Here is a 19,636-nt window from a genome sequence, read left to right on the forward strand (position 1 = left end):
GGCGGCATGCGGATCACCATCTTCCAAGGCGACATCACCACCCGCACGGTTGACGCGATCGTGACCGCGGCCAACTCCAGTTTGCTGGGCGGTGGCGGTGTGGACGGGGCCATCCACCGGGCCGCCGGGCCGGAACTGCTGGCCGCCTGCCGCGAACTGCGCGAAACGGATCTGCCGCATGGGCTGGCGCCCGGAGCCGCCGTCGCCACTCCTGGATTCCGGCTGCCGGCACGCTGGGTCATCCACACTGTTGGGCCCAACCGGCACGTGGGGCAGACCAACCCGTCGCTGCTGGTTTCGTGCTTCAGCGAAAGCCTGCGGCTGGCGGACTCGCTGGGCGCGGCTACCATCGCATTCCCGGCGGTGGGTGGGGGAGTGTACGGCTGGCACGGGCGCCAGGTGGCGGAGGCCGCGTACGACGCCGTCACAGGGTTTGGTGCCTCACATCCGGCCAGCGCGCTCGAGTTGGCGGAGTTTGTGCTGTTCAGCCTCGAGATGGAGCAGGCCTTCAGGACGGTGTTTGGTCAAGACGGTGTTTGATCAGCGCGGTGCTTGAGCAGCCTCGCTGAGGTTCAGCTTGCTGCGGTATTCCACGGGCTTTTTGCTGATGGGATCCACAAAGCGGATGCCGCGGGCCAGGAGCTGGAGCGGTTTGGAGTAGTCGTCCGGCGCCTTGTCCAGCAGGTCCGGATAAAACGAGTCATTCACGATGCCCAGCCCCAGCGAGGCCATGTGCACCCTCAGCTGGTGCGTTTTTCCGGAGTGCGGCTCCAGCCGGTACCGCGCCAGCCGGGCTGGGTTGGTTTCGGCTGCCGTGGCGCCGACGGCAGGGGTGCCAGGCGCGCGGGTGCCGGCGGCACCTGCTGAAGTGCCGCCGTCGAACGTTTCCAGCCGTTCGATCCGGGTCTCCGCGTTCGGCTCGCCGTCGATCACTTCGGCCAGCAGGTAGCTGCGCGACTTGGTCATCCGGTTCCGGACCACCACGGGGAAGTCGACGTCGGGGTGTCCGGCGGCGGGCTCCGCGGCGGAGACGCACTCGTATTCCTTCTGCACCTGCCGCTTCTCGAAGAGCACCTGGTAATTTCCGCGGGTTTCCGGGTTGGTGGACAGCAGCAGCACGCCGGCGGTCATCCGGTCCAGGCGGTGCATGGGGATCAGGTCCGGCAGGCTGAGCTGGTTCCGGAGCCGGACGAGCGCCGATTCCTGGATGTAGGTGCCGCCGGGGGTGGTGGGCAGGAAGTGCGGCTTGTCCACGACGAGGAGGTGGTGGTCCTGGTGCAGGATGCTGATTTCCACCGGGATACGGGTCTCCGGCGGCAATGAGCGGTAGTACCAGATAAAGGTGTGGTCCTCGAGCTTGGTGCGGCGGTCCAAGGGGATGCCGCCCTCGCCCACGATCTCGCCGGCGTCGAACCTGTCCTCGATGCCCTGCGGATCGATGTGGCCCCACCGGTGCATCATGTAGTCCATCGCGGTGGTCCACGGCCCCTCGCCCGGGAGGCGCAGGCGGGTGGCGTTCACGCCGTCGCGCACGGGGAGGGGGGATTGCATCACCGGTCCATTCTACTTTGCCGGCTCCCTTGGCCCCGCCCCGCCCCCGTTCCCAGCTGTGCCCTGCCGCGCCCAGCCCGCCCCACCCGCGCCCGTTCCCCACCGGCGCCCGTTCCCCACCCGCGCCCGATTCGATGGTTCCCTGCGCAGACGATGGTTCGAATCATCGATCGGGCAGGGAACCATCGAATCGGAGCAGGCCTCCGGCCAAGTCGGCGCCGACGGTATAAAAGTTCTTGACAAGAAAAGTTGTCGGTTGGCAAGATGGAAGCATGTTGGACATCGAAGTGATCGAGGACCCGGCCGCGGCGGAAGCGTCGTTGGACCCGATCCGGACGCGCATCCTCCGGGAGCTCGCGGAGCCGGGGTCGGCCACGCAGCTTGCCGCCAAGGTGGGCCTGCCGCGGCAGAAGGTCAACTACCACCTCAAGGCCCTCGAGCGGCACGGGCTGGTGGAACTCGTGGAGGAGCGGCGCAAGGGGAACGTCACCGAACGCGTCCTCCAGGCGACGGCGGCTTCGTATCTGATTTCGCCCGTGGCCCTCGCGTCGGTGGCCCCGGATCCGCACCGGTTCTCCGACCGGTTCTCGGCCTTCTGGCTGCTGGCGCTCGCCGGGCGGATGGTCCAGGAAGTGGGCAAGCTGATCGCCGGCGCGGCCGCTGCCCGGCAGAAGCTCGCAACGTTCGCGATCGACGGCGAGATTACCTTCCGGACGGCCGCGGACCGGGCCGCGTTTGCCGAGGAACTCGGCGTCGCCGTGACCCGCCTGGTGGATAAATATCACGACGGCGGCGCGGTCGCCGGCCCGGGCGACACCCCGGCAGGCGGCTCGCCCCCAAGTGGCACTTCGGCGGGCGGCGGACGGAAGCACCGGCTCGTCGTTGCTCTTCACCCCGTTCTCAAAACCCCCATCAAACCCCTTTCAGCGAAGGAGCAGGACAATGACTGACAACCGCGAATTTGAGATCGTGTACGACACCGACCTGCCCGGGACGCCCGAGCGTGTCTGGGAAGCTGTGACAAGTGGAACGCCGGCGTGGATGTTCCCTACGGACCAGTGGCCGGACGTCAAGACCGTGCAGGAGCACCCCACGCATCTCGTATCACGGATGGACGGCCCGGATGGCTGGTTCAACCAGCTGGAGCACATCCTGGAACCGCTCGACGGCGGCCGCACCCGGCTGCACTATGTCCACAGCGGGATCTTCGCCGACAACTGGGACGAGCAGTACGACGGCGCCAGCAAGCACACGGCGTTCTACCTGCACACGCTGGGCCAGTACCTGCAGCACTTCGACGGCAAGCCGGTCGTGTTTACGGACATCCAGTCTCCGGCAGCGTCGCAGACCCCGGACGGTTTCGACCGCCTGAAGAAAGCTATGGGCGTGGATTCTGCGGCGCAGGGTTCCGCTGTTGAGCTGGAGCTCGACGGCGTGGGGCGGCTGTCCGGGGAGCTGGACTTCTCCAACGAGAACTTCCTGGGCCTGCGGACCTCGGATGCGATGTACCGGTTCTTCGGCCGCAACGCCTTCGGCGCCCCGGTGGGTATGACTGTGCACGACTTCAGCGGCAGCGGTGACTCTTCATCGACCGCCGAGGCCTGGGGCGGCTTCCTCGAAAAGGTCTACGCGTAGGTTGGCTTGAGGCCGGCACCCGAATATCGACTCGCACATTATCTGGCGCACCGGGAAATCCACCTGCGTCAGATAATTTGCGCGTCGCGGGCGGATCGGCACGTCGGGAAGGTCAGGTCGCGTCAGGCGGCCCAGCCGCGGGCGACGGCGTCGAGGGCTGCGTTGTATGCGGCAGCCCAGTCTGCGTCCGGCGGGCCCACCTGGGCCAGTTCCAGGCTCACGAGGCCGTGGACCTGGCCCCAGATTGCGACGGCGACCATTTCCACGGGTGCCTGCAGCACGGTGCCCGCGGACTGGGCGGAGGCCACTGCTTCCATCAGGGGCTCCATGGCATCGGCGGCAGCATCGGGGCTTGGCTGGCAATCGACGTAGGCTGCCAGCGCGCCGCCGAACATCAGCCGGTAGAGCGCCCGATGCTCCAGCGCCCAGGTCCGGTAGGCCTCGCCGAGTCCCCGAAGCCCGCCCGGGGCCGCGGCCACCTGTGAGTCGCGGAAGGACCGGAACCCGTCGTCCACAACGGCCGTCAGGAGCTGGGATTTTCCGCCGAACAGCGAGTAGACGGCCGTAGTGGACGTGCCGGCGGCCGCTGCCACATCCCGCAGATTCACGCGTGCAGGACCGTCACGGTCCACCAGGTCAGCCGTGACGGCCAGCAGGCCCTGCCTGAGGGAATCGTTATGCACTACGGGTCTTGCCATGGAGTCCATTGTTTCATAACCTTGTTTCGTAACGGTGTTATGAAACAAGGTTATGAAACCGCGAACCGAAGGAGTTCCCATGGCGCAGAAGCTATTTCCGGGCCGGTACACCGCTGACCCGGGCCGCGAATCGGTGACGGTCTTCCTGATCGGCATGCGGGCGAACCGATGGTGGAAGGTCGTGACCGTCGGCAAGGTGGCTGCCGCCATGCCGCGGATGCTCCAGCACCTTGCCGCCGACCCCGCGGCGGGAATGCTCGGCTGCGAGCAGTGGTTCGGACGCACCACCATCCTGCTCAGCTACTGGGAGAGCCCCGAGCACCTGCGGAAGTTCGCGGCGGACCGGGAGTCCCCGCACCTGGAACCGTGGCGACGATTCATGAAGGAACTCTCCGGGACTGGCGACGTCGGCGTCTGGCATGAGACGTACCAGGTGCCGGCCGGCGGGATCGAGGTTGTCTACAACGGGATGCCGGAGTTTGGGCTGGCCAAGGCGACGGCTCATGTCCCGGTCGGGGCCGGGACCAATACGGCCAAGCAGCGGATGGGCCGGGCCGCAGGCCGCGGTGCCAGCGGCACGTGATCCCGAAAGCCCACGCGTCACGCAATAGCCAGGGCCGGCGCGTTCTTCAGGGTCCGGCGGAGCTGCGGGGCGGCATCGAGCCGGTCCTGGGCTGAGCGCAGGGCCAGAACGGCGGTCTCCAGCTGGTCCGGCGGCAGGGTGAAAGGTACCCGGAGGTAGCGTTCGAACGCGCCGCCGACGCCAAACCGCGGCCCGGCGGCCAGCCGGATACCAAAGTCCGGAGCGATCATCGTCAGCGCCGTGCTGACCGGTGCTGGCAGCCTGCACCAGACGGACAGTCCGCCGGCCGGGCGTGCCGTTTCCCAGTCCGGCAAGTGTCCGGCAAGGAGCTCCAGAAGTGCAGCGCGGTTGTCCCGGAGGGCGCTGAGCCGGGCGGGAAGCGGCTCGTCGAGGGCGCGGACCAGGTGGGCCGCCGCCAACTGTTCCATAAGCGGTCCGCCCAGATCCAGGGACGTCCGTGCCGCCGCAAAGCGCTGGATCATGGCTTCGGAGGCGCGGATCCAGCCTGTCCGAAGTCCGGCCCAATGGGATTTGCTGAGCGAGCCGATGGTGACCACTGCGGGACCGAATGCTGCCACGGGACTGGTTTCGGCGCCGTCGAGATTCAGCTCACGGAGGGTTTCGTCCACCACCAGAACTGTCCCCGCCGCCGCGGCCGCCCGGACCAGCTGGCGGCGCTGGACATCAGGCATCAGCTGCCCGGTGGGGTTATGGAAGTCCGGCACCACGTACGCCATCCTGGGTCGCTGCTGTACCAGGGCGGCCTGCAGGGCGTGCATGTCCCAGACCAGGGCGGGCGCACCGCCGTCGGCCTCTTTGGTGCTGTCGCCCTGGGCTGTGGTGAATGCCACCGGGAGGGGCCGGCAGCCGGCCGCGCGGATGGCATCCAGGGCGTTCGGATAGCTGGGGTGTTCCACCAGCACCCTGTCCTGCCGGCCCGCCACGGCGCGGATGATGATGTTCAGGGCGTGCTGCGCGCCCGAGGTCACCAGGATCTGTTCGGCGGTGGTCGGCACGCCGGCCGCCGTATAACGCGCCGCCACCGTCTCGCGCAGCGGGAGCAGACCCATCGCGTCATAGCCGAATCCCGGCAGCAGTGCCGGAAGTTCGGTGAGGGCTGCCGCGAACGCGCGGTGCACCACCTCGCCGCTGGCGGGCAGCGACGCGTAGGCGAGGTCAATCAGACCCTCCGGCGCCGCGAGCCCGGGAGACGTTGTTCCGGGCGTCCGCCCCGCGGTTGTCAGGCCCGGCTCCGTGAGCACCGTGGTACCCAACGCCGTCAGGCGCGGAATCCGGGTCCGGCCCCTGCTGCCCTGCCCGCTGCTGAGGAAACCCTGCTCGCGGAGGTGGCCGTAGGCGGCTGTGACGGTGGTGCGGCTGACACCCAGCGCCTCAGACAGTGCCCGCTCGCTGGGCAGGGCCGTGTCCAGGGCCACCCGGCCGTCCAGGACCAGGAGGCGGACGACGTCGGCCAGCTCGCGGTAAGCGGGAGCGACGCCGACGTTCCACTCACCCAGGAGACGGGCCAGCGCAGGCGGGTTCAGCGAAGGGGACATGATGCCAGTATCTCAGACTGGCTATGTAATTCAATGCCAGTTACCTGTCAGAGTGGTCGTTATGTTGACTCGCAGACTACTCCAGCTCTTTACCGGCCTCGCCATGTACGGCATCTCCCTGGCCATGTTCATCCGTGCCGGACTTGGACTGGATCCGTGGGATGTCTTCCATCAGGGAGTGTCCGGCCGGACTGGGCTGAGCATCGGTGTGGTGGTCATCATTGTGAGTTTCCTGGTGCTGCTCCTCTGGATCCCGCTCCGGCAGTGGCCAGGGTTCGGCACGCTCTGCAACGCCGTGCTGGTGGGCGTCTTCGCGGACATCGGCCTCGCTTTGATCCCCGCGTTCTCGCATCTTGGCGGCCAGATCGGCATGCTTGCCGGTGCCGTGCTGCTGAACGGCATCGCGTCCGCCTGCTACATCGGCGCACGGTTCGGTCCGGGGGCCAGGGATGGCCTGATGACCGGGCTGGCACGGCGCACCGGCTGGTCCGTGCGGGTCTCGCGCACCCTGATCGAAGTTGTGGTGCTGGGAGTCGGCTGGCTGCTGGGCGGTTCCGTGGGCGTGGGCACGGTGGTGTACGCCCTCGCCATCGGGCCGCTGGTCCAGCTGTTGCTTCCGCGGTTTATGGTGCCCGCAGATCTGGCAGCCGAGGCCGCAGTCCTCGAGCAGGATGCCGTTGAGTTGGACGCCGGCGAGTTCGATGCCGACGAGTTGGACGCCGCCGAGTTCGATGCCGTCGAGTTGGACGCTGGCGGGTCGGACACGGACGAGCCGGTCGCCGTCGAACGCGTGGCCAGGACTTTCTAGGACTCCCTAGGACCGCTCAGGACATGACGCCTAGGGCAGGACCGGCTGGCACTGCGGGCAGAAGTAGATGTCCCGTTCCTCTTCGCCGTTGGGTTTGCCCAGCACGCCGCGGCGGATGGGGGTCCGGCATTTCAGGCACGGCTGGTGTTCGCGCCGGTAAACCCAGTAGCCCGGGCGGCCCGCCATCCGTCCCACGGGCATGCCTCGCGGGTTGAGGACGGTCACCCGGCGTGCCGGGCCCAGGTTGGCTTCCAGCAGCTGCTTGGCATCGGTCATCAGGGTCCGGACGTCGTGGACAGCTGAGACCGGAGTCGCCGGGTGCACCCCGGACAGGAAGCACGCCTCGCAGCGATAGATGTTGCCGATGCCCGCCAGGTTGCGCTGGTCCAGCAGGGCGACGCCGATGGGCACGTCGGGTGCCGCGCGGATCCGCTGCTCCGCTTCGGCCGGGTCCCAGTCCGGACCCAGCAGGTCCGGACCCAGATGGCCCACTATGGTGTCCTCGTCCGCGGTGCGGACCACTTCCACGATGCCCAGGGAGAACCCGACGGCGTCCGCTGCCGCCGTGCGCAGAACGCACCGGGCGGTGAATCCAGGCTTCCGCCAGCGCCCGCCCGGCGGATAGACCTGCCAGGTGCCTTCCATCTTCAGGTGCGAATGGATGGTGAGCTTCCGCTCCTCCGGTCCATTCCCGTCCGGTCCCAGCACGCGCATCAGCAGGTGCTTGCCGCGCGGGACCACCTCCGCCACGGTCCAGCCGGCCAGGTTGAGCGTGGCGAACCTCGGCACGCGGAAGTCCGATGCCGTCAGCGTTTGTCCAGCCAAGGCCTGGTGGAGTTCGGCGGCGGCCCGCCAGACGGAGTCGCCCTCAGGCACGGATCCTCAGACCCTTGGGCGTTGAGTATGCCCCGGCGGCCGCGAGTGCGGCCGCCACGGGCGTGTCCAGGATGCCGTGGCCGTTGACCTTTTCCATGATGAGCTTGTCCACGGCTCCCCGGGTGACGACACCTACCAAAGCCGCGCCGGCGGCTGACAGCACGGCTGTGTCCTCGCTGAAGGCCAGCAGGGTTTTGCCGCCGCGCTCCACATAGAGGACCAGGGCGCCGTCCACCATGACCACCAGGGCCCCGGCTTTCCGCCCAGGCCGGTGGCCCGTTCCGGCCTCCACGTCGAGGGCAGGCCAGGGCAAAGCAGCCCCATAGGGGTTGGCGGGATCCGTGGCCGCAAGGGCCAGTGCCATTGGTTCGGGCTTGGCCAGCTGGGTGTCCTCGGAATAGGAGCGCAGCCGGTCCACGGTTGCGGGGACCGCGAACTGGGCGGCCCCGAGGTGCTCGATGAAGTACCCGCGGCGGCAGCGGCCGGCCTCCTCCAGCCGGGCCAGCACCTTGTACATCAGGCCGAACCCGCCCAGGATCTGCTCCGCCATGACCGATCCCCGGGTCACCACGCCATACCGGTCCAGCAACAGCTCAGCCGTGGCACGGGCATGGATGGTGGCATCCAGCTCGGGCGAGGGCAGGGCAGACCAACGCCCGGCGGCCAGCGGAGGTGTGGCCGCCGTGCCCGACAACGAGCCATACCGTCCGCCGCCCAGCGCAGGGGACCCCAGCCCGGGCGATCCCAGGAGTCCGGTGCCGTGCGAGCGGCCGAGCCGGCTCAGCCTGGGGGCACGGGCGCGGGGCGGGCGGGCCACTTGTCGGTGCGCCGTGTGGCCGCCGGCGATGAGGGCGCGGACCGGGGCGAAAGTGTCGCCGGTGATGCGGCCCGCCCATGCTAGATCCCACAGCGCGGACACCACTTCCTGGTCGCTGAGCACCGAGTCCATGCCACCAGCCACGTCCTTCAGCTGGCGGAAGAAGTAACCGCCGCCGTTGTTCCTCAGGTGGTCAAGCAGGCGTTGCTGCGCGTCGCCGGGTTCGTATTCGACGGCGGGATTCAGCGTCAGTTCGGCGGAATCGGCCAGGTGGAGGCTGACCCAGCCGTCGTTTCCAGGCAGTGCCCCCGTCCCGGACCAGAGGACCTCGCCGGCGGCCATAAGCTCGTCGAGCATGGCGGGCTGGTAGTTCGAAACCCTGCTGGCCAGGACCAGCGGCTCCCACGCCGAAGCCGGTACCGGCACGCCGGAAAGCTGGTCGATCGCGGTGACAATACCGTCCAACCCCCGCAGTGACGGCTGCCCGCGCCCGGCTCCCGGAGTGCGGACATGCTGCCAGGCCGGCAGGAAGCGCCCATAGGCGGCGGCGTCCACCGGTTCCACCTCGGCGCGCAGTGCTGCGAGCGAACGACGCCGGAGCTTGCGGAGCACTTCGGCGTCGCACCATTCGCTGGTGGAGGGGGCGGGAAGATGCGTCTGCGGGGGCTCTGCCGCGAGCGGCTGACCCGTTTGGACATCCTCAATCGGTGTTTCGTCCGGTGGCCCATAGCTGGCCGTCTGTTCCGCTGGAGCGGCGTGCGGCCGGAACTCGCCTTCCACCACCCGGCCGTCCGCGGCGAGCCGTTTCAGTGCGGTGCTGACCACGGCGACGCCGAGCCCCAACCGGGCCGCGGCTTCCGCCGACGTGAACGGTCCGTGCGTACGCGCGTACCGGGAAACCAGGTCGCCCAAGGGGTCTGCAACCGGTTCGATGAAGGCCAGGGGAACGCCCATGGGAAGCGGAACGCCGATGGCATCACGAAGCCGGGCGGCATCCTCGACGGCGGCGTAGCGTTCGGCCCCGCCGATGTTGACTCTTATGGCCCGGTTGGCCCGCAGCAGGGCGGTCAGGTGCGTTATGGCCAGAGGAGTGTCGGCATGTGGGGTTTCGACAGGCTCAACCACCGGCGTTTCGGTGGGCTCCGGGATTTCGACGGGCTCAACCACCACCGCAGGCTCCACCACCGGCGCAGCCTCCAGGCGGGCGGCGACCTCGTCCGGCGTCAGGGGACCCAGCAACCTGAGCAGGTCGGCGACGCCTTCCATGCCGCGGGCCCTGCGGTCCGGCGCAAGGCGCTGGAGTTCAAGCTCGGTGGCCTCGATGACCTTGGCGTCCAGCAGTTCACGGAGCTCAACGCGGCCGAGCAGCTCGTTCAGGAGTGTCGAGTCCAGGGCCAGCGCCGCGGCCCGGCGCTCGGCCAGGGGCGAGTCCCCTTCATACAGGAACTGGGCCACGTACCCGAACAGCAGGGACTTGGCGAACGGCGACGGCTGCTGCGTGGTGGTCTGCACGATCCTGAGTTCACGGCGTTCCACCGAGGCCGCAATGTCCTTCAGGGCCGGGAGGTCGTACACGTCCTGCAGGCATTCACGGACGGTTTCCAGCACGATCGGGAACGTGGGGTATTTCCGGGCGACGTCGAGCAGCTGCGCCGACCGCTGGCGCTGCTGCCAGAGCGGCTGCCGCTTGCCGGGCGTTTGCCGGGGGAGCAGCAGCGCACGCGCTGCACACTCCCGGAAACGCGAGGCGAACAGCGCGCTGCCGCCCACCTCGGCGGTGACAATCTGCTCCAGCTCGTCGGGATCAAACAGGAACAGCTCGGCACCGGGCGGCTCGTCCTCCATCATGGGGACCCGCAGCACGATGCCGTCATCGGCGGCCATGGCAGACCCGTCCAGGCCGTACCGCTGCTGCAGGCGCTGCCCGACGGCGAGTGCCCAGGGAGCGTGCACCGGCATCCCGAACGGGCTGTGCAGGATCACCCGCCAGTCGCCCAGTTCGTCGTGGAAGCGCTCCACCACCAGCGTGGTGTCGCAGGGGACCACCTCAGTGGCGAGCTTCTGTTCACTGAGGTACTGGATCAGGTTGTTCGCGGCGAATTCATCCAGCCCGCTGGCCTTGCAGCGTTCGGTGGCAGGGCCGACGTCGGACGCGGACAGTTCACGCACGAAGGCGCCCAGCGCACGGCCCAGGTCAACGGGCCGCCCCAGCGAGTCCCCCTTCCAGAAGGGGAGTTTGCCCGGCTGGCCGAAGGCGGGGGAGACCAGGACGCGGTCGTGGGTGATGTCCTCGATCTTCCAGCTGGTGGCGCCCAGCGCAAAAATGTCACCCACCCGGGACTCGTAGACCATTTCCTCGTCCAGCTCGCCCACGCGGCGGCCGCCTTTGGCCGGTGACGCGGCGGGTTTGCCGTCCGAGCCCGGCGTGCCGGAGCCCTCCACCTCCGTGCCGATGATGTAGACACCGAAAAGGCCGCGGTCCGGGATGGTGCCGCCGGACGTCACGGCAAGCCGCTGGGCCCCGGGCCTGCCTTCGATGGTGCCGGCGTTCCGGTCCCAGATGATCCGGGGCCGCAGTTCCGCGAATTCATCGGACGGGTACCGGCCGGCCAGCAGGTCAAGGGTTGCCTCGTAGGCGGACCGGGGGAGGGATGCGAACGGGGCGGACCGGCGGACGGTGGCGAACCATTCCTCCACATCGATGCTGCCCAGGGCGGTGGCCGCGACGGTCTGCTGGGCCAGGATGTCCAACGGATTGGCCGGGACAAAGAGCCGCTCGATCTTCCCTTCGAGCATCCGCTCCACGGTGATGGCCGTGTGCACCAGGTCTGCGCGGTGCTTGGGAAACAGCACTCCCTGCGAAATTTCCCCCACCTGGTGCCCGGCACGGCCCACACGTTGGAGCCCGCTGGCCACCGACGGCGGTGATTCCACCTGCACCACGAGGTCCACAGCGCCCATGTCGATGCCGAGTTCCAGGGACGAAGTGGCCACGACGCAGCGCAGCCGGCCGGACTTGAGATCGTCCTCAATGAGCGCCCGCTGGTCCTTGGAAACCGATCCGTGGTGGGCGCGGGCCAGCAAAGGATCGGCTCCCGCCGTGCTGCCGGCCTGCGCCATCATGTGGGCCGGCGTCGCGGTGGACGCAGGCGTGGAAGCCGGGGTGGAGGCAGGACTGAAGGCAGGACTGAATGCCCCGTCGCTGGACGGAAAACCTGGATCTGCGGCACCGGCGTCAGGCGAGTCCCAGCCTCCGCCGACCGCGATCAGTTGCCGTTCGGCGTAGATCTCGTTGAGCCGCGCGGTGAGCCGTTCAGCCAGGCGACGGGAGTTGGCGAAGACGATGGTGGACTGGTTGGCCAGCACCAGGTCAACGATCTTTTCCTCCACATGGGGCCAGATCGAGGCCTGGGGCTGCAGCCCGGATGCCGGACCGGAGTCGAAGGCGCCTGCGGCGCCCGGGAGGTCGGACATGTCCTCCACCGGGACGGATACGGTGAGGTCCCAGTTTTTCCGTGACGTCGGGGCCACGATTTGCACCGGCGCAGCACCGGCCAGGAACTGGGCCACTAACTCGCGCGGCTCCACCGTTGCGGAGAGGCCGATCCGCTGGGCGGGCTTGGACAGCAGCGCATCCAGCCGTTCCAGCGAGACCGCCAGGTGCGCGCCACGCTTGGTTCCGGCGACGGCGTGGACCTCGTCAACGATGATGGTGTCCACCTCGGTGAGGGTCTCGCGCGCCTTGGAGGTGAGCATCAGGAACAGCGATTCCGGCGTGGTGATGAGGATGTCCGGCGGGTTGCTGAGCAGCGCGCGACGGTCCGCCGTCGTGGTGTCACCGGACCGGACCCCCACGGTGATCAGGGGCGCCGGAAGTCCCAGCCGCTTGGCAGTCTGGGTGATCCCGATCAGCGGCGAGCGGAGGTTGCGTTCCACGTCCACGCCGAGGGCTTTCAGCGGCGAGATGTACAGGACGCGGGTCTTGCGTTTGGGCGGGCGGGGGCGCCGTCCTTTGGCTTGCCCTTTCACCGCCCCTTTGACCGATACAGCATCCAGGCCGGGCAATACAGGGTCACCCGGTTCCGGACCCGGGTAAGGAGCCTCAACAAGCAAACGATCCAAAGCCCAGAGGAACGCCGCGAGCGTCTTGCCGGACCCGGTGGGTGCCACCACCAGCGCATGCGAGCCGGACGAGATGGCGTTCCAGGCGCCAGTCTGGGCAGGGGTGGGCTCCGCAAACGCGCCCAGGAACCAGTCCCGCGTGGGCCGGCTGAAACGGCCCATGGGTTCCTCTTTGCGCCTGGCCGGGCGGGCTGCGTGGCCCGCTTCCGCTGGCTGATCCTCCTGCATTCCTCCATCATGCCCTACCCCACCGACAGTATTGCCGGCACCGTTGGAGGCGCGGATCAACCCTGCTCGAGCCTCGGAAGATCGTGGGTAGATGGTCCTTCGAGGAGCTTGCCGTCGGGGCTGAAGCGCGAGCCGTGGAGCGGGCAGTCCCAGGTCAGTTCGCTGTCGTTCCAGTGGACAATCCCACCCAGATGGGTGCAGACGGCGGAGAGCCTGCACGTGGTGCCGTCCACCGTGGAGACCGCCGCCGGCCGGGCGCCGTCGCGGTACACCGTCGCGTCGCCGTCGGCCGGTACAGGACCTCCGGGGGGTGGGCCCGTCGGCACCCCGGTTTCGACAGGCTCAATGACAGGCTCAACCACCGGCCTGCCACTCACCGACTTGCCAACCGCCAGCTTCCCCCAGTCGGCGGCCAGCCGCGCAGCCACGCCAGCGTTGACGGCGACGGCGGTCATTGCCCCGCCCGGAGACGTCACGCGGTGGTGGATCGTGTTGGCCCAGCGGAGGCTGCCGCCGAGGATGTCCGCGGAGATGCCAAGGGCGGCGGCAACCGCGTTGGTCATGCCCCACTTGTTGTAACCGGTGCCGAAGAAGATGTGGCCCCGGCCCCGTGGCAGTTTGCCAAAGAAGGGCATCAGGTTGGTGGCCTGGTAGTCCTGGGCCGACCACGTGTGGGTGGTAACCGCACCCGGGAAGTGCTCCGTGGCCCAGTCCAGCAGCCCCGACAGATGGGACTTTTCCGATCCGGTCCGCCCCACCTGATGCCCGTGCCCTCCCACCAGTAGGTACTTGCGGCCGTCAGCCTCATATTCCCGCAAGGAGTGGGTGGGTTCCTCGGCCGAGAGGTACATTCCGGGCGGCGCGGTGACTCCGGCAGGCAGCGCCAGGGCCGCGGCATAGGAGCGTAAGGGCTTGAGCTTGGTGAAGTAGAGCCCGCGGTCCAGGACCGGGATTCCGGTGGCGAGAACAACGTTGTTGGCGGTGACGGTGCCCTGGTCGGTGTGGACAGTTAGCGGCCCGCTTCCGGAGACATTCCGCAGCCGGGTCCCGCCCACCACGCAACCGCCGCGGGCGCGGACGTCCCCGAGTAAGGCTTGCACGACATCCATGGGATTGATCTGGGCCTGATTGGTCAGGAGCAGGGCGCCCTGGATGGGGAAGGGGAGGCGTGCGTCGCGCACGTACTCGACGTCCAGGCCGGTGGTGGTCGCCGCGCCGAGTTCCTCAAGCAGCCGCTCCGTCCCCTGGGCGGTGGTGGCGTACGTGTAGGCATCCCGGCGCTGATACGGCACGTGGTGATCGTCGAGATAGCGGAGCAGCCAGGACTGCCCCTCCCGGTTGGCCTCAACGTAGGCGCCAACCTGCTTCTGCGCGTACTGCCTGGCCAGGGCAGCCAGGACGGTCCCCTGCAGCAGGCTGACTTTCGCCGTTGTGTTTCCGGTGGTCACAGCCCCGGGAAACCTGGCCTCCAGGACCAGGACTCGCTGCCCCGAGCGCGCCAGCAGCAGTGCGGTGACCAGCCCCGTCAGCCCGGCCCCCGCCACCACGGTGTCGTAGCTGCTGCCTGCCTCGAACATGTCAGTCTCGAACGTGTCAGTGCTGAAGGATTGCCCGCGGTCCAACCAGAGCGACGTCATGGAAGCTAAGTGTAATTATCATGACTCGTCAGGCCCAGATCGTCGGGCCTTGAGCATCAGGCCGGCTGGAAGGCTCCAACGCTCAGGAGCGTGATGTTCGCGTTGCTGCACGCGCTGGTGGGCTGCGGCAGGAACAAGGATGCTGTGTCCTCCGGCGGGTAGATGCGGTAACCGGCCGCGTCCGTCAGCGTGCAGTCGCTGTAATTCGCGGCCTGGGTGTAGCGGAGCACGGCGGTTCCGGCCTGGCCCGGCGCCAGCAGGACGTCCGCGACGGGGGTGGTTTCGTCGCGGGTCGCCGCCGCGCCGATCGGTGCACCGTCGGCGTTGGCGGTCAGCGATACCCCCGGGTAGCCCTTGAGCAGGCAGGGCGCCGTGCCCGTATTCGTGAGGTTCAGCTTCATGTAGACGCTGCCCGCCGCGCCCCCGCCGGACGCATCGGTAGCCGCCGACAGGGTGGCCGCTTTGCAGAGCGCGGGACCGGCCGGAGTTGCGGCGGACGACGACGGCGACTGGGACGCGCCCGGAGACGCCGGCGTGGTGGACGGGCTGGCGGAGTTGGTCCCCGGCGTCGTCGTCCCCTGCGTCTGCGGCTGGCCCGGTCCGCAGGCGGTGAGCATCAGCGCCGCCGCCGCGACCGCCGTCGTAAAAACAAACCCTTGGGAAATGCGCAGAGACGTCATGGCATAACCTTTGTTGCTGCTGTGACGGGAGTCAACGATGCCACGGGCCATCGGGAGGATTTGATGCCCGGATCGTGATCATCCGGGCATCAAATCCCGCGATGTTACGTGGCGGAGTCCTGCCGGCGCTTTGAGTTGCTGCGCGCGAAGGCCACCCCGCCCAGGGCGAGTCCGCCGAGGCCGGCGGCAAGCCCCGCCCAGCTGCGGGCGTCCGCGCCGCTGTCGGTCACGGCGGCTGCTTGCTCGGTGGCCGGGGTTTCGGTGGTGTGCGCCGCGGAAGCAGCGCCGTGGCCGTCTGCGCTGGCCGGCTCGGTGATGGTGATGGAAGGCGCCGGCGCCTTCAGCGAATGCGGGTCCTGGCCGTCCTTGGCGATCTCCGACCAGTCAGTCTGCCCCGTTTCGCACGACTGCAGCGTGGGGAAGTACAGCGTGGAGCCGGCCGCGTCAGGCAGCTTGACCGACAGCACCAGGGCATCGCGAAGCTCATGCTCCAGCGGGGCTTTTGCCGTGTACACAATCTGGCTGGTGCGCTTGGTGATGGACGTGCCGTCGGCCAGTTTTTTCGGCTCGGCGAGCTGTTCGGTCACCTTTTCCACGGTCCAGTTGGGGTTCACCGTGGGCTGGGCGTCGTTGAGTTCGGCCGGGAGGGTGATGGCCACCTTGGTGGTGCCGGACTCCTCGCAGCCGTGCGGAATACCGAAGGTCAGCAGGGCATACGAGTTGGCGTCAGTCTTGTCCGGCTTGACGGCGACGTGGGCGGACGCCCCTGCTGCTGCGGTCAGGATCAGGACGGCTGCGCCGCCGGTGGCTGCCGCAGTGGTGAGGGTGCGGCGAAGGAATGTAGTGGTCATGGGGTTGCCTTTCGGTCGCACGCCGGATGGGGGCGTGCGGAAGTACGGGGTGGGGCCCGCGGCCTGCGGAAGTGCGGTGCGGGCGGAGTCAGGAAAGTACGACGGCGGAAGGCGGGCCGCGTCGGCTGTGTTGCCTGAGGTTCCGCCAGGGGCGGAGGGGGAGAACCGCTGGAGGGCCGGGCGCCGCACGCGGTGTGCCGGCGTCGGGCGTTACTGCTTCGGGGAGCCGGACGAGGGGCCTCAGCCACGCGGCCAGTGCCCACAGCGCGGCCTCGCCCTTGGCAAGCAGGAGGGCGCACGCGCCGGTGGCGAGTGCGTGGGTCAGGAGCATCAGGATCCCCGCTGAGCCGGAATCGTGGACGTGTCCGACGGACGCGATGGCGGGGGCGGCGGCGCCGGACAGGTGGGCGTTATGGAGCCCGGGGGCAGCAGTGCTCACAGCGGTACCTGAGGAACTGAAAGCCGTGAAGGCGTCGTGCAGGATGAACTGGCCCGCGCCGAGGACGCCGAGCAGAGCTGGAAAATTGAGCCGCAGCCTCGTGGCGGAGGTGGCTGCCAGCACTGTCAGTGCGAGCACCGCCAACATGATGCCTGGGGCGGGAAGGTCGCCGCCGCCGGCCACGTGGGCGCCGGCGGCAAGAGTCAGGACCCCCGTGGAGAGGGACGCGGCGCGAAGGAAATGGAAGGGTGGCCGGGCGTGGTTGGTGCGCACGGATCCTCCTTATTTCGGTCGCCGGTGACGTTTTCGGTCGCGTTCTTCCAGTGGTCTTCGGCGACGTTCAGATTCTACCGGCCTTTGGGCGGGCCACCGGTGTGTGACGGTCCGTGCAGCGCGATCACGTTGGACGGATATTCTGTCGTTTCGGATGGCTCGGCTGGCAACTTCAAGAAACCCATGGCCAGGTCGAGGCACTGGATGGCGACCGGGGGAACGCGGTAATCGGCCGCCGCCTCCACCAATCCGAGTTCGGCGAGAAGGGTCAGCTTCTGCTGTGCCTTCAGGGCCGCGAACGACGCGTAGATCTCTTCGAGGCCCGTTTCTTCGAGTTCCGTGTCTTCAAGGTCTATGTCCTGAAGCAAGGCGCCCTCAAGGTCCGGCGACGCCATCCGTTCGAGTTCCGCCACGGGCATCGGTTCATCGGTGGTGCCATAGGTGAGGACGGCCAGCAGTGTCCCGGCTACCGCTTCCTGGTCCCACACCTGGTCCTCGTCGGTGAGCACTCCGACCAAAAGGACCACCGACAGCATCCGGCGGATGTCCAGCCGTGCCTCAGTATTCGTGCTGTTCCAGGCGGCCACTTCCGGGCCGGGAACGGCTTTGGTGGCTCCGAGCCTGATCAGGTTTGCCCCCACCAGGGCTGACCAGATCTCGCGGAGCACCGGTACGTCGTGCATGGTTCCGACTTCCAGCAACGTTTTGGGCCGGCTCTCGGCAGTTTCCAGATCGAAAAGTGGGAGGGTCCGGCTCGCGGCCCGCTTTCCGCGGGCATGTACTCCTACGGCTGCGGCTGCCGGCTCGATGTCCTTAAGCCGCAGGGCACCCGTGCTGGTGATTTCCTTGCCGGTTCCGATCCAGTCCAGCAGGGAGGTGGCATGTTGGATCAGCGGCATGGCACTGAAGGCAGCCTCCTGGTGGTCGTCGGTGAGGTCAGGTACCTGGATAACCGGCAGTTGCGGGACTGCCGCCGCGATGCCGGTCCCGAGCGCTGAATGGAGTTCCTCGAAGTCGGCGTCCGTGCCGGTCCATCGGCCGGTCCCTTTCAGGAAATGGATGTACGAGTGAAGGGCGAAGTAGATGTCGTCGAAGGCCTCATCCATGTCGTCGGGGTCCAACGACGCCGCAATGGCGCCGGCCGCTTGCTCCACGCCTTCACTGTCGATAGCGGTGGCCGAACTCGAACCGTGGATGGCGTGCTGGGCCGTGAGGAAGAGCTTGACCAGTTCGAGGCACTCGAAGGCGCCGGCAGGATCAGGGTCTTCCGTCGCATGCCATTGAATGAAGTCAAGAGCCATCGAATCAATCACCCGATGGTTCAGGACCAGCTGCAGCGGCATCTTGGGGGCCGAAGGTACCGCCTTGAGGTGCCGCCGGTCCTTGTTTCTGCTCTTGGATTTGCCGGTCTTTTTGGTCAAGGATTGCCTCCGGTGTCAACGGGCGATCGTCCCACATTCGATGGCTGGGATAACCGCGGATGTATCGAGCTTACAAAGCCGACCCGCCGGCTAGCAGTTCCGACAGGACATCAGCGGCGGAGTCATGCCGGATCAGCGGTGTGGCCTGCCCCGCCCACAGCGACATAAGCTCCGTGTTTCCACGGGCGGCTGCCTGTGGGCGGAAGCGGCCGGTGAGCCAGTTCTGGACGGGGAACGGGGCTATTCCGGCTTCCGAGAGTCCACCCGCCACCAGTTTGGCCTCTGACAGTTCGGCGATGATGCGGTTGGGGATGCCGCGGGCAAGCCGTCCGCTGAGGGCTCGTGTCAGCACTGTTTCCCGCGCGGCCGGGCTGTGGAGGATGGCCCGGTAGGCAGGCACGGCCGCGGATTCGCGGGTGGCCAGGAACGCCGAGCCCACCTGGACCGCGTCGGCGCCGAGGGCTCGTGCAGCAGCGTAGCCGCGGCGGTCCGCAATGCCGCCGGCGGCGATGACCGGAATTCCGATGGCGTCAACCACCTGCGGAACCAATGCGAAGGTTCCGATCAGGGACTCCTCCGCGGGCTTCAGGAACGAGACGCGGTGGCCGCCGGATTCCATGCCGCTGGCAACCACGGCATCCACGCCGCCTGCTTCCAGGGCAACGGCTTCCGCGACTGTGGTGGCAGTTCCCACCACCACGATTCCACGCCCCTGCGCCGCCTCAACCAGTTCCGGCGCGGGCACACCGAACACAAAGCTGACGACGGCGGGACCCGCCTCCAGGGTTGCCTCCACCTGCTCGTCGTAGTCGGGCAGGTAGCGGTCCGGCATGAGCGGAAGCGGCAGGCCCAGTTCGTCAAAGTACGTCTTCAGGGTCCCGACGTAGTGGTCGAAATCCGGCTGGGGGAGCGAAGTGGTTTCGTCGCCGGTGGGAATCCAGAGGTTGAGGGCGAACGGCTTCGCCGTTGCCTTCTTGAGCTCGGCAGCTGTGTTCCGAATGGCGTCGGCACCGTAACCGTAGAGGCCGTAGGAACCCAGCCCGCCGCCGTCGCTCACGGCTGCTGTCAGCTCCACGGAAGAGACGCCACCGAAAGGGCCCAGCACCACCGGAACGTCCGTGCCGAACAACTCGGTGATGCGGTTTGAGCTGGCTGAAGTGCTGTTCTTGAGAGTCATGCGGTGGCTCCTGGCAGATCGACGTCGGCTTCAGGACCAGTCTCGCAGGGCTGGCGGCCGCTGCCCAACCTGTGGCTGGGTTCAGTCTGTCTCCGGGCCTGAGCAGTAATGGCAGTCGTCGGGGCAGGTTTCGGTCACGGCTGGCTCCAGGGGATTTCGAGGTCTTCGCAGACCTGGAAGAGTCTGCGTCCGCCCATTGGCGCGATTCGTCATCGAAGTCACGGTTGGTCCTTAAAGATCGGGTGCCGGTCAGGTATGCCGGTCCAATTCATCCAACCCGAAGG

The 19,636-nt window shown here is 67.9% G+C and carries 16 protein-coding genes; 5 read left to right on the forward strand and 11 right to left on the reverse strand.

The features are described from left to right. The first annotated feature begins 6 nt into the window (after window positions 1–6). The gene (locus tag NIBR502772_RS05480; protein ID WP_141139392.1) at window positions 7–540 is read left to right on the forward strand and encodes an O-acetyl-ADP-ribose deacetylase; all 534 of its coding nucleotides are present in this window, start codon (window positions 7–9) and stop codon (window positions 538–540) included. Here NIBR502772_RS05480 and NIBR502772_RS05485 read toward each other — a convergent pair whose 3' ends face one another. Then, window positions 541–1,551, reverse strand: a complete 1,011-nt coding sequence (locus tag NIBR502772_RS05485; RefSeq protein WP_141141953.1) for an RluA family pseudouridine synthase — start codon at window positions 1,549–1,551, stop codon at window positions 541–543. 272 nt (window positions 1,552–1,823) lie between these two features. Between NIBR502772_RS05485 and NIBR502772_RS05490 the strand changes: the two genes are divergently transcribed. Both NIBR502772_RS05490 and NIBR502772_RS05495 read left to right on the forward strand, forming a co-directional pair. Continuing rightward, a complete protein-coding gene (locus NIBR502772_RS05490) occupies window positions 1,824–2,501 on the forward strand; it encodes a helix-turn-helix domain-containing protein (protein ID WP_141139393.1) in 678 nt (225 codons plus the stop codon). Next, window positions 2,494–3,186, forward strand: coding sequence for an SRPBCC domain-containing protein (locus tag NIBR502772_RS05495; RefSeq protein ID WP_141139394.1), 693 nt, complete (start codon window positions 2,494–2,496; stop codon window positions 3,184–3,186). Before NIBR502772_RS05490 ends, NIBR502772_RS05495 begins: the two co-directional genes overlap by 8 nt. A gap of 122 nt (window positions 3,187–3,308) precedes the next feature. Here the strand turns inward: NIBR502772_RS05495 and NIBR502772_RS05500 are convergent, their stop codons facing one another. After that, window positions 3,309–3,884 (reverse strand): TetR-like C-terminal domain-containing protein, encoded by a 576-nt coding sequence (locus NIBR502772_RS05500; RefSeq protein WP_246848704.1) that lies wholly within the window; start codon window positions 3,882–3,884, stop codon window positions 3,309–3,311. A 79-nt stretch (window positions 3,885–3,963) separates the two neighbouring features. Here NIBR502772_RS05500 and NIBR502772_RS05505 point away from each other — a divergent pair, with 79 nt between their 5' ends. Further along, on the forward strand, window positions 3,964–4,467 hold the full coding sequence (locus NIBR502772_RS05505) for a DUF4188 domain-containing protein (RefSeq protein WP_141139395.1): 504 nt from the start codon (window positions 3,964–3,966) through the stop codon (window positions 4,465–4,467). Between the two features lie 17 nt (window positions 4,468–4,484). Here NIBR502772_RS05505 and NIBR502772_RS05510 read toward each other — a convergent pair whose 3' ends face one another. Continuing rightward, window positions 4,485–6,023 carry a PLP-dependent aminotransferase family protein gene (locus NIBR502772_RS05510; RefSeq protein WP_141139396.1) on the reverse strand — a complete coding sequence of 513 codons (1,539 nt, stop codon included), beginning with the start codon at window positions 6,021–6,023 and terminating at the stop codon, window positions 4,485–4,487. 61 nt (window positions 6,024–6,084) lie between these two features. On the opposite strand from NIBR502772_RS05510, the gene NIBR502772_RS05515 reads away from it, so the two are divergent. After that, window positions 6,085–6,831, forward strand: coding sequence for a YitT family protein (locus NIBR502772_RS05515; RefSeq protein WP_246848705.1), 747 nt, complete (start codon window positions 6,085–6,087; stop codon window positions 6,829–6,831). Between the two features lie 30 nt (window positions 6,832–6,861). Here NIBR502772_RS05515 and NIBR502772_RS05520 read toward each other — a convergent pair whose 3' ends face one another. The 8 genes from NIBR502772_RS05520 to NIBR502772_RS05555 all read right to left on the reverse strand — a co-directional run bounded on the left by NIBR502772_RS05520 (window position 6,862) and on the right by NIBR502772_RS05555 (window position 19,352). Further along, window positions 6,862–7,707: an Fpg/Nei family DNA glycosylase gene (locus tag NIBR502772_RS05520; protein ID WP_141139397.1), complete on the reverse strand. Its 846-nt coding sequence runs from the start codon at window positions 7,705–7,707 to the stop codon at window positions 6,862–6,864. Then, window positions 7,700–12,808, reverse strand: a complete 5,109-nt coding sequence (locus NIBR502772_RS05525; protein WP_141141955.1) for a DNA glycosylase AlkZ-like family protein — start codon at window positions 12,806–12,808, stop codon at window positions 7,700–7,702. Before NIBR502772_RS05525 ends, NIBR502772_RS05520 begins: the two co-directional genes overlap by 8 nt. Before the next feature lie 122 nt (window positions 12,809–12,930). Next, window positions 12,931–14,511: an FAD-dependent oxidoreductase gene (locus NIBR502772_RS05530; RefSeq protein WP_141139398.1), complete on the reverse strand. Its 1,581-nt coding sequence runs from the start codon at window positions 14,509–14,511 to the stop codon at window positions 12,931–12,933. A gap of 56 nt (window positions 14,512–14,567) precedes the next feature. Continuing rightward, window positions 14,568–15,191, reverse strand: a complete 624-nt coding sequence (locus NIBR502772_RS05535; RefSeq protein WP_141139399.1) for a DUF4232 domain-containing protein — start codon at window positions 15,189–15,191, stop codon at window positions 14,568–14,570. A 104-nt stretch (window positions 15,192–15,295) separates the two neighbouring features. Then, window positions 15,296–16,042 (reverse strand): YcnI family protein, encoded by a 747-nt coding sequence (locus NIBR502772_RS05540; protein WP_141139400.1) that lies wholly within the window; start codon window positions 16,040–16,042, stop codon window positions 15,296–15,298. Window positions 16,043–16,130: 88 nt separating this feature from the next. Next, window positions 16,131–16,754, reverse strand: coding sequence for a hypothetical protein (locus tag NIBR502772_RS05545; RefSeq protein ID WP_141139401.1), 624 nt, complete (start codon window positions 16,752–16,754; stop codon window positions 16,131–16,133). A 74-nt stretch (window positions 16,755–16,828) separates the two neighbouring features. Continuing rightward, window positions 16,829–18,175 (reverse strand): hypothetical protein, encoded by a 1,347-nt coding sequence (locus NIBR502772_RS05550; RefSeq protein WP_141139402.1) that lies wholly within the window; start codon window positions 18,173–18,175, stop codon window positions 16,829–16,831. Window positions 18,176–18,245: 70 nt separating this feature from the next. Next, window positions 18,246–19,352 carry a nitronate monooxygenase family protein gene (locus tag NIBR502772_RS05555; RefSeq protein WP_141139403.1) on the reverse strand — a complete coding sequence of 369 codons (1,107 nt, stop codon included), beginning with the start codon at window positions 19,350–19,352 and terminating at the stop codon, window positions 18,246–18,248. Window positions 19,353–19,636 lie beyond the last annotated feature (284 nt).

This window comes from Pseudarthrobacter sp. NIBRBAC000502772, assembly GCF_006517235.1.
GTDB lineage: Bacteria > Actinomycetota > Actinomycetes > Actinomycetales > Micrococcaceae > Arthrobacter.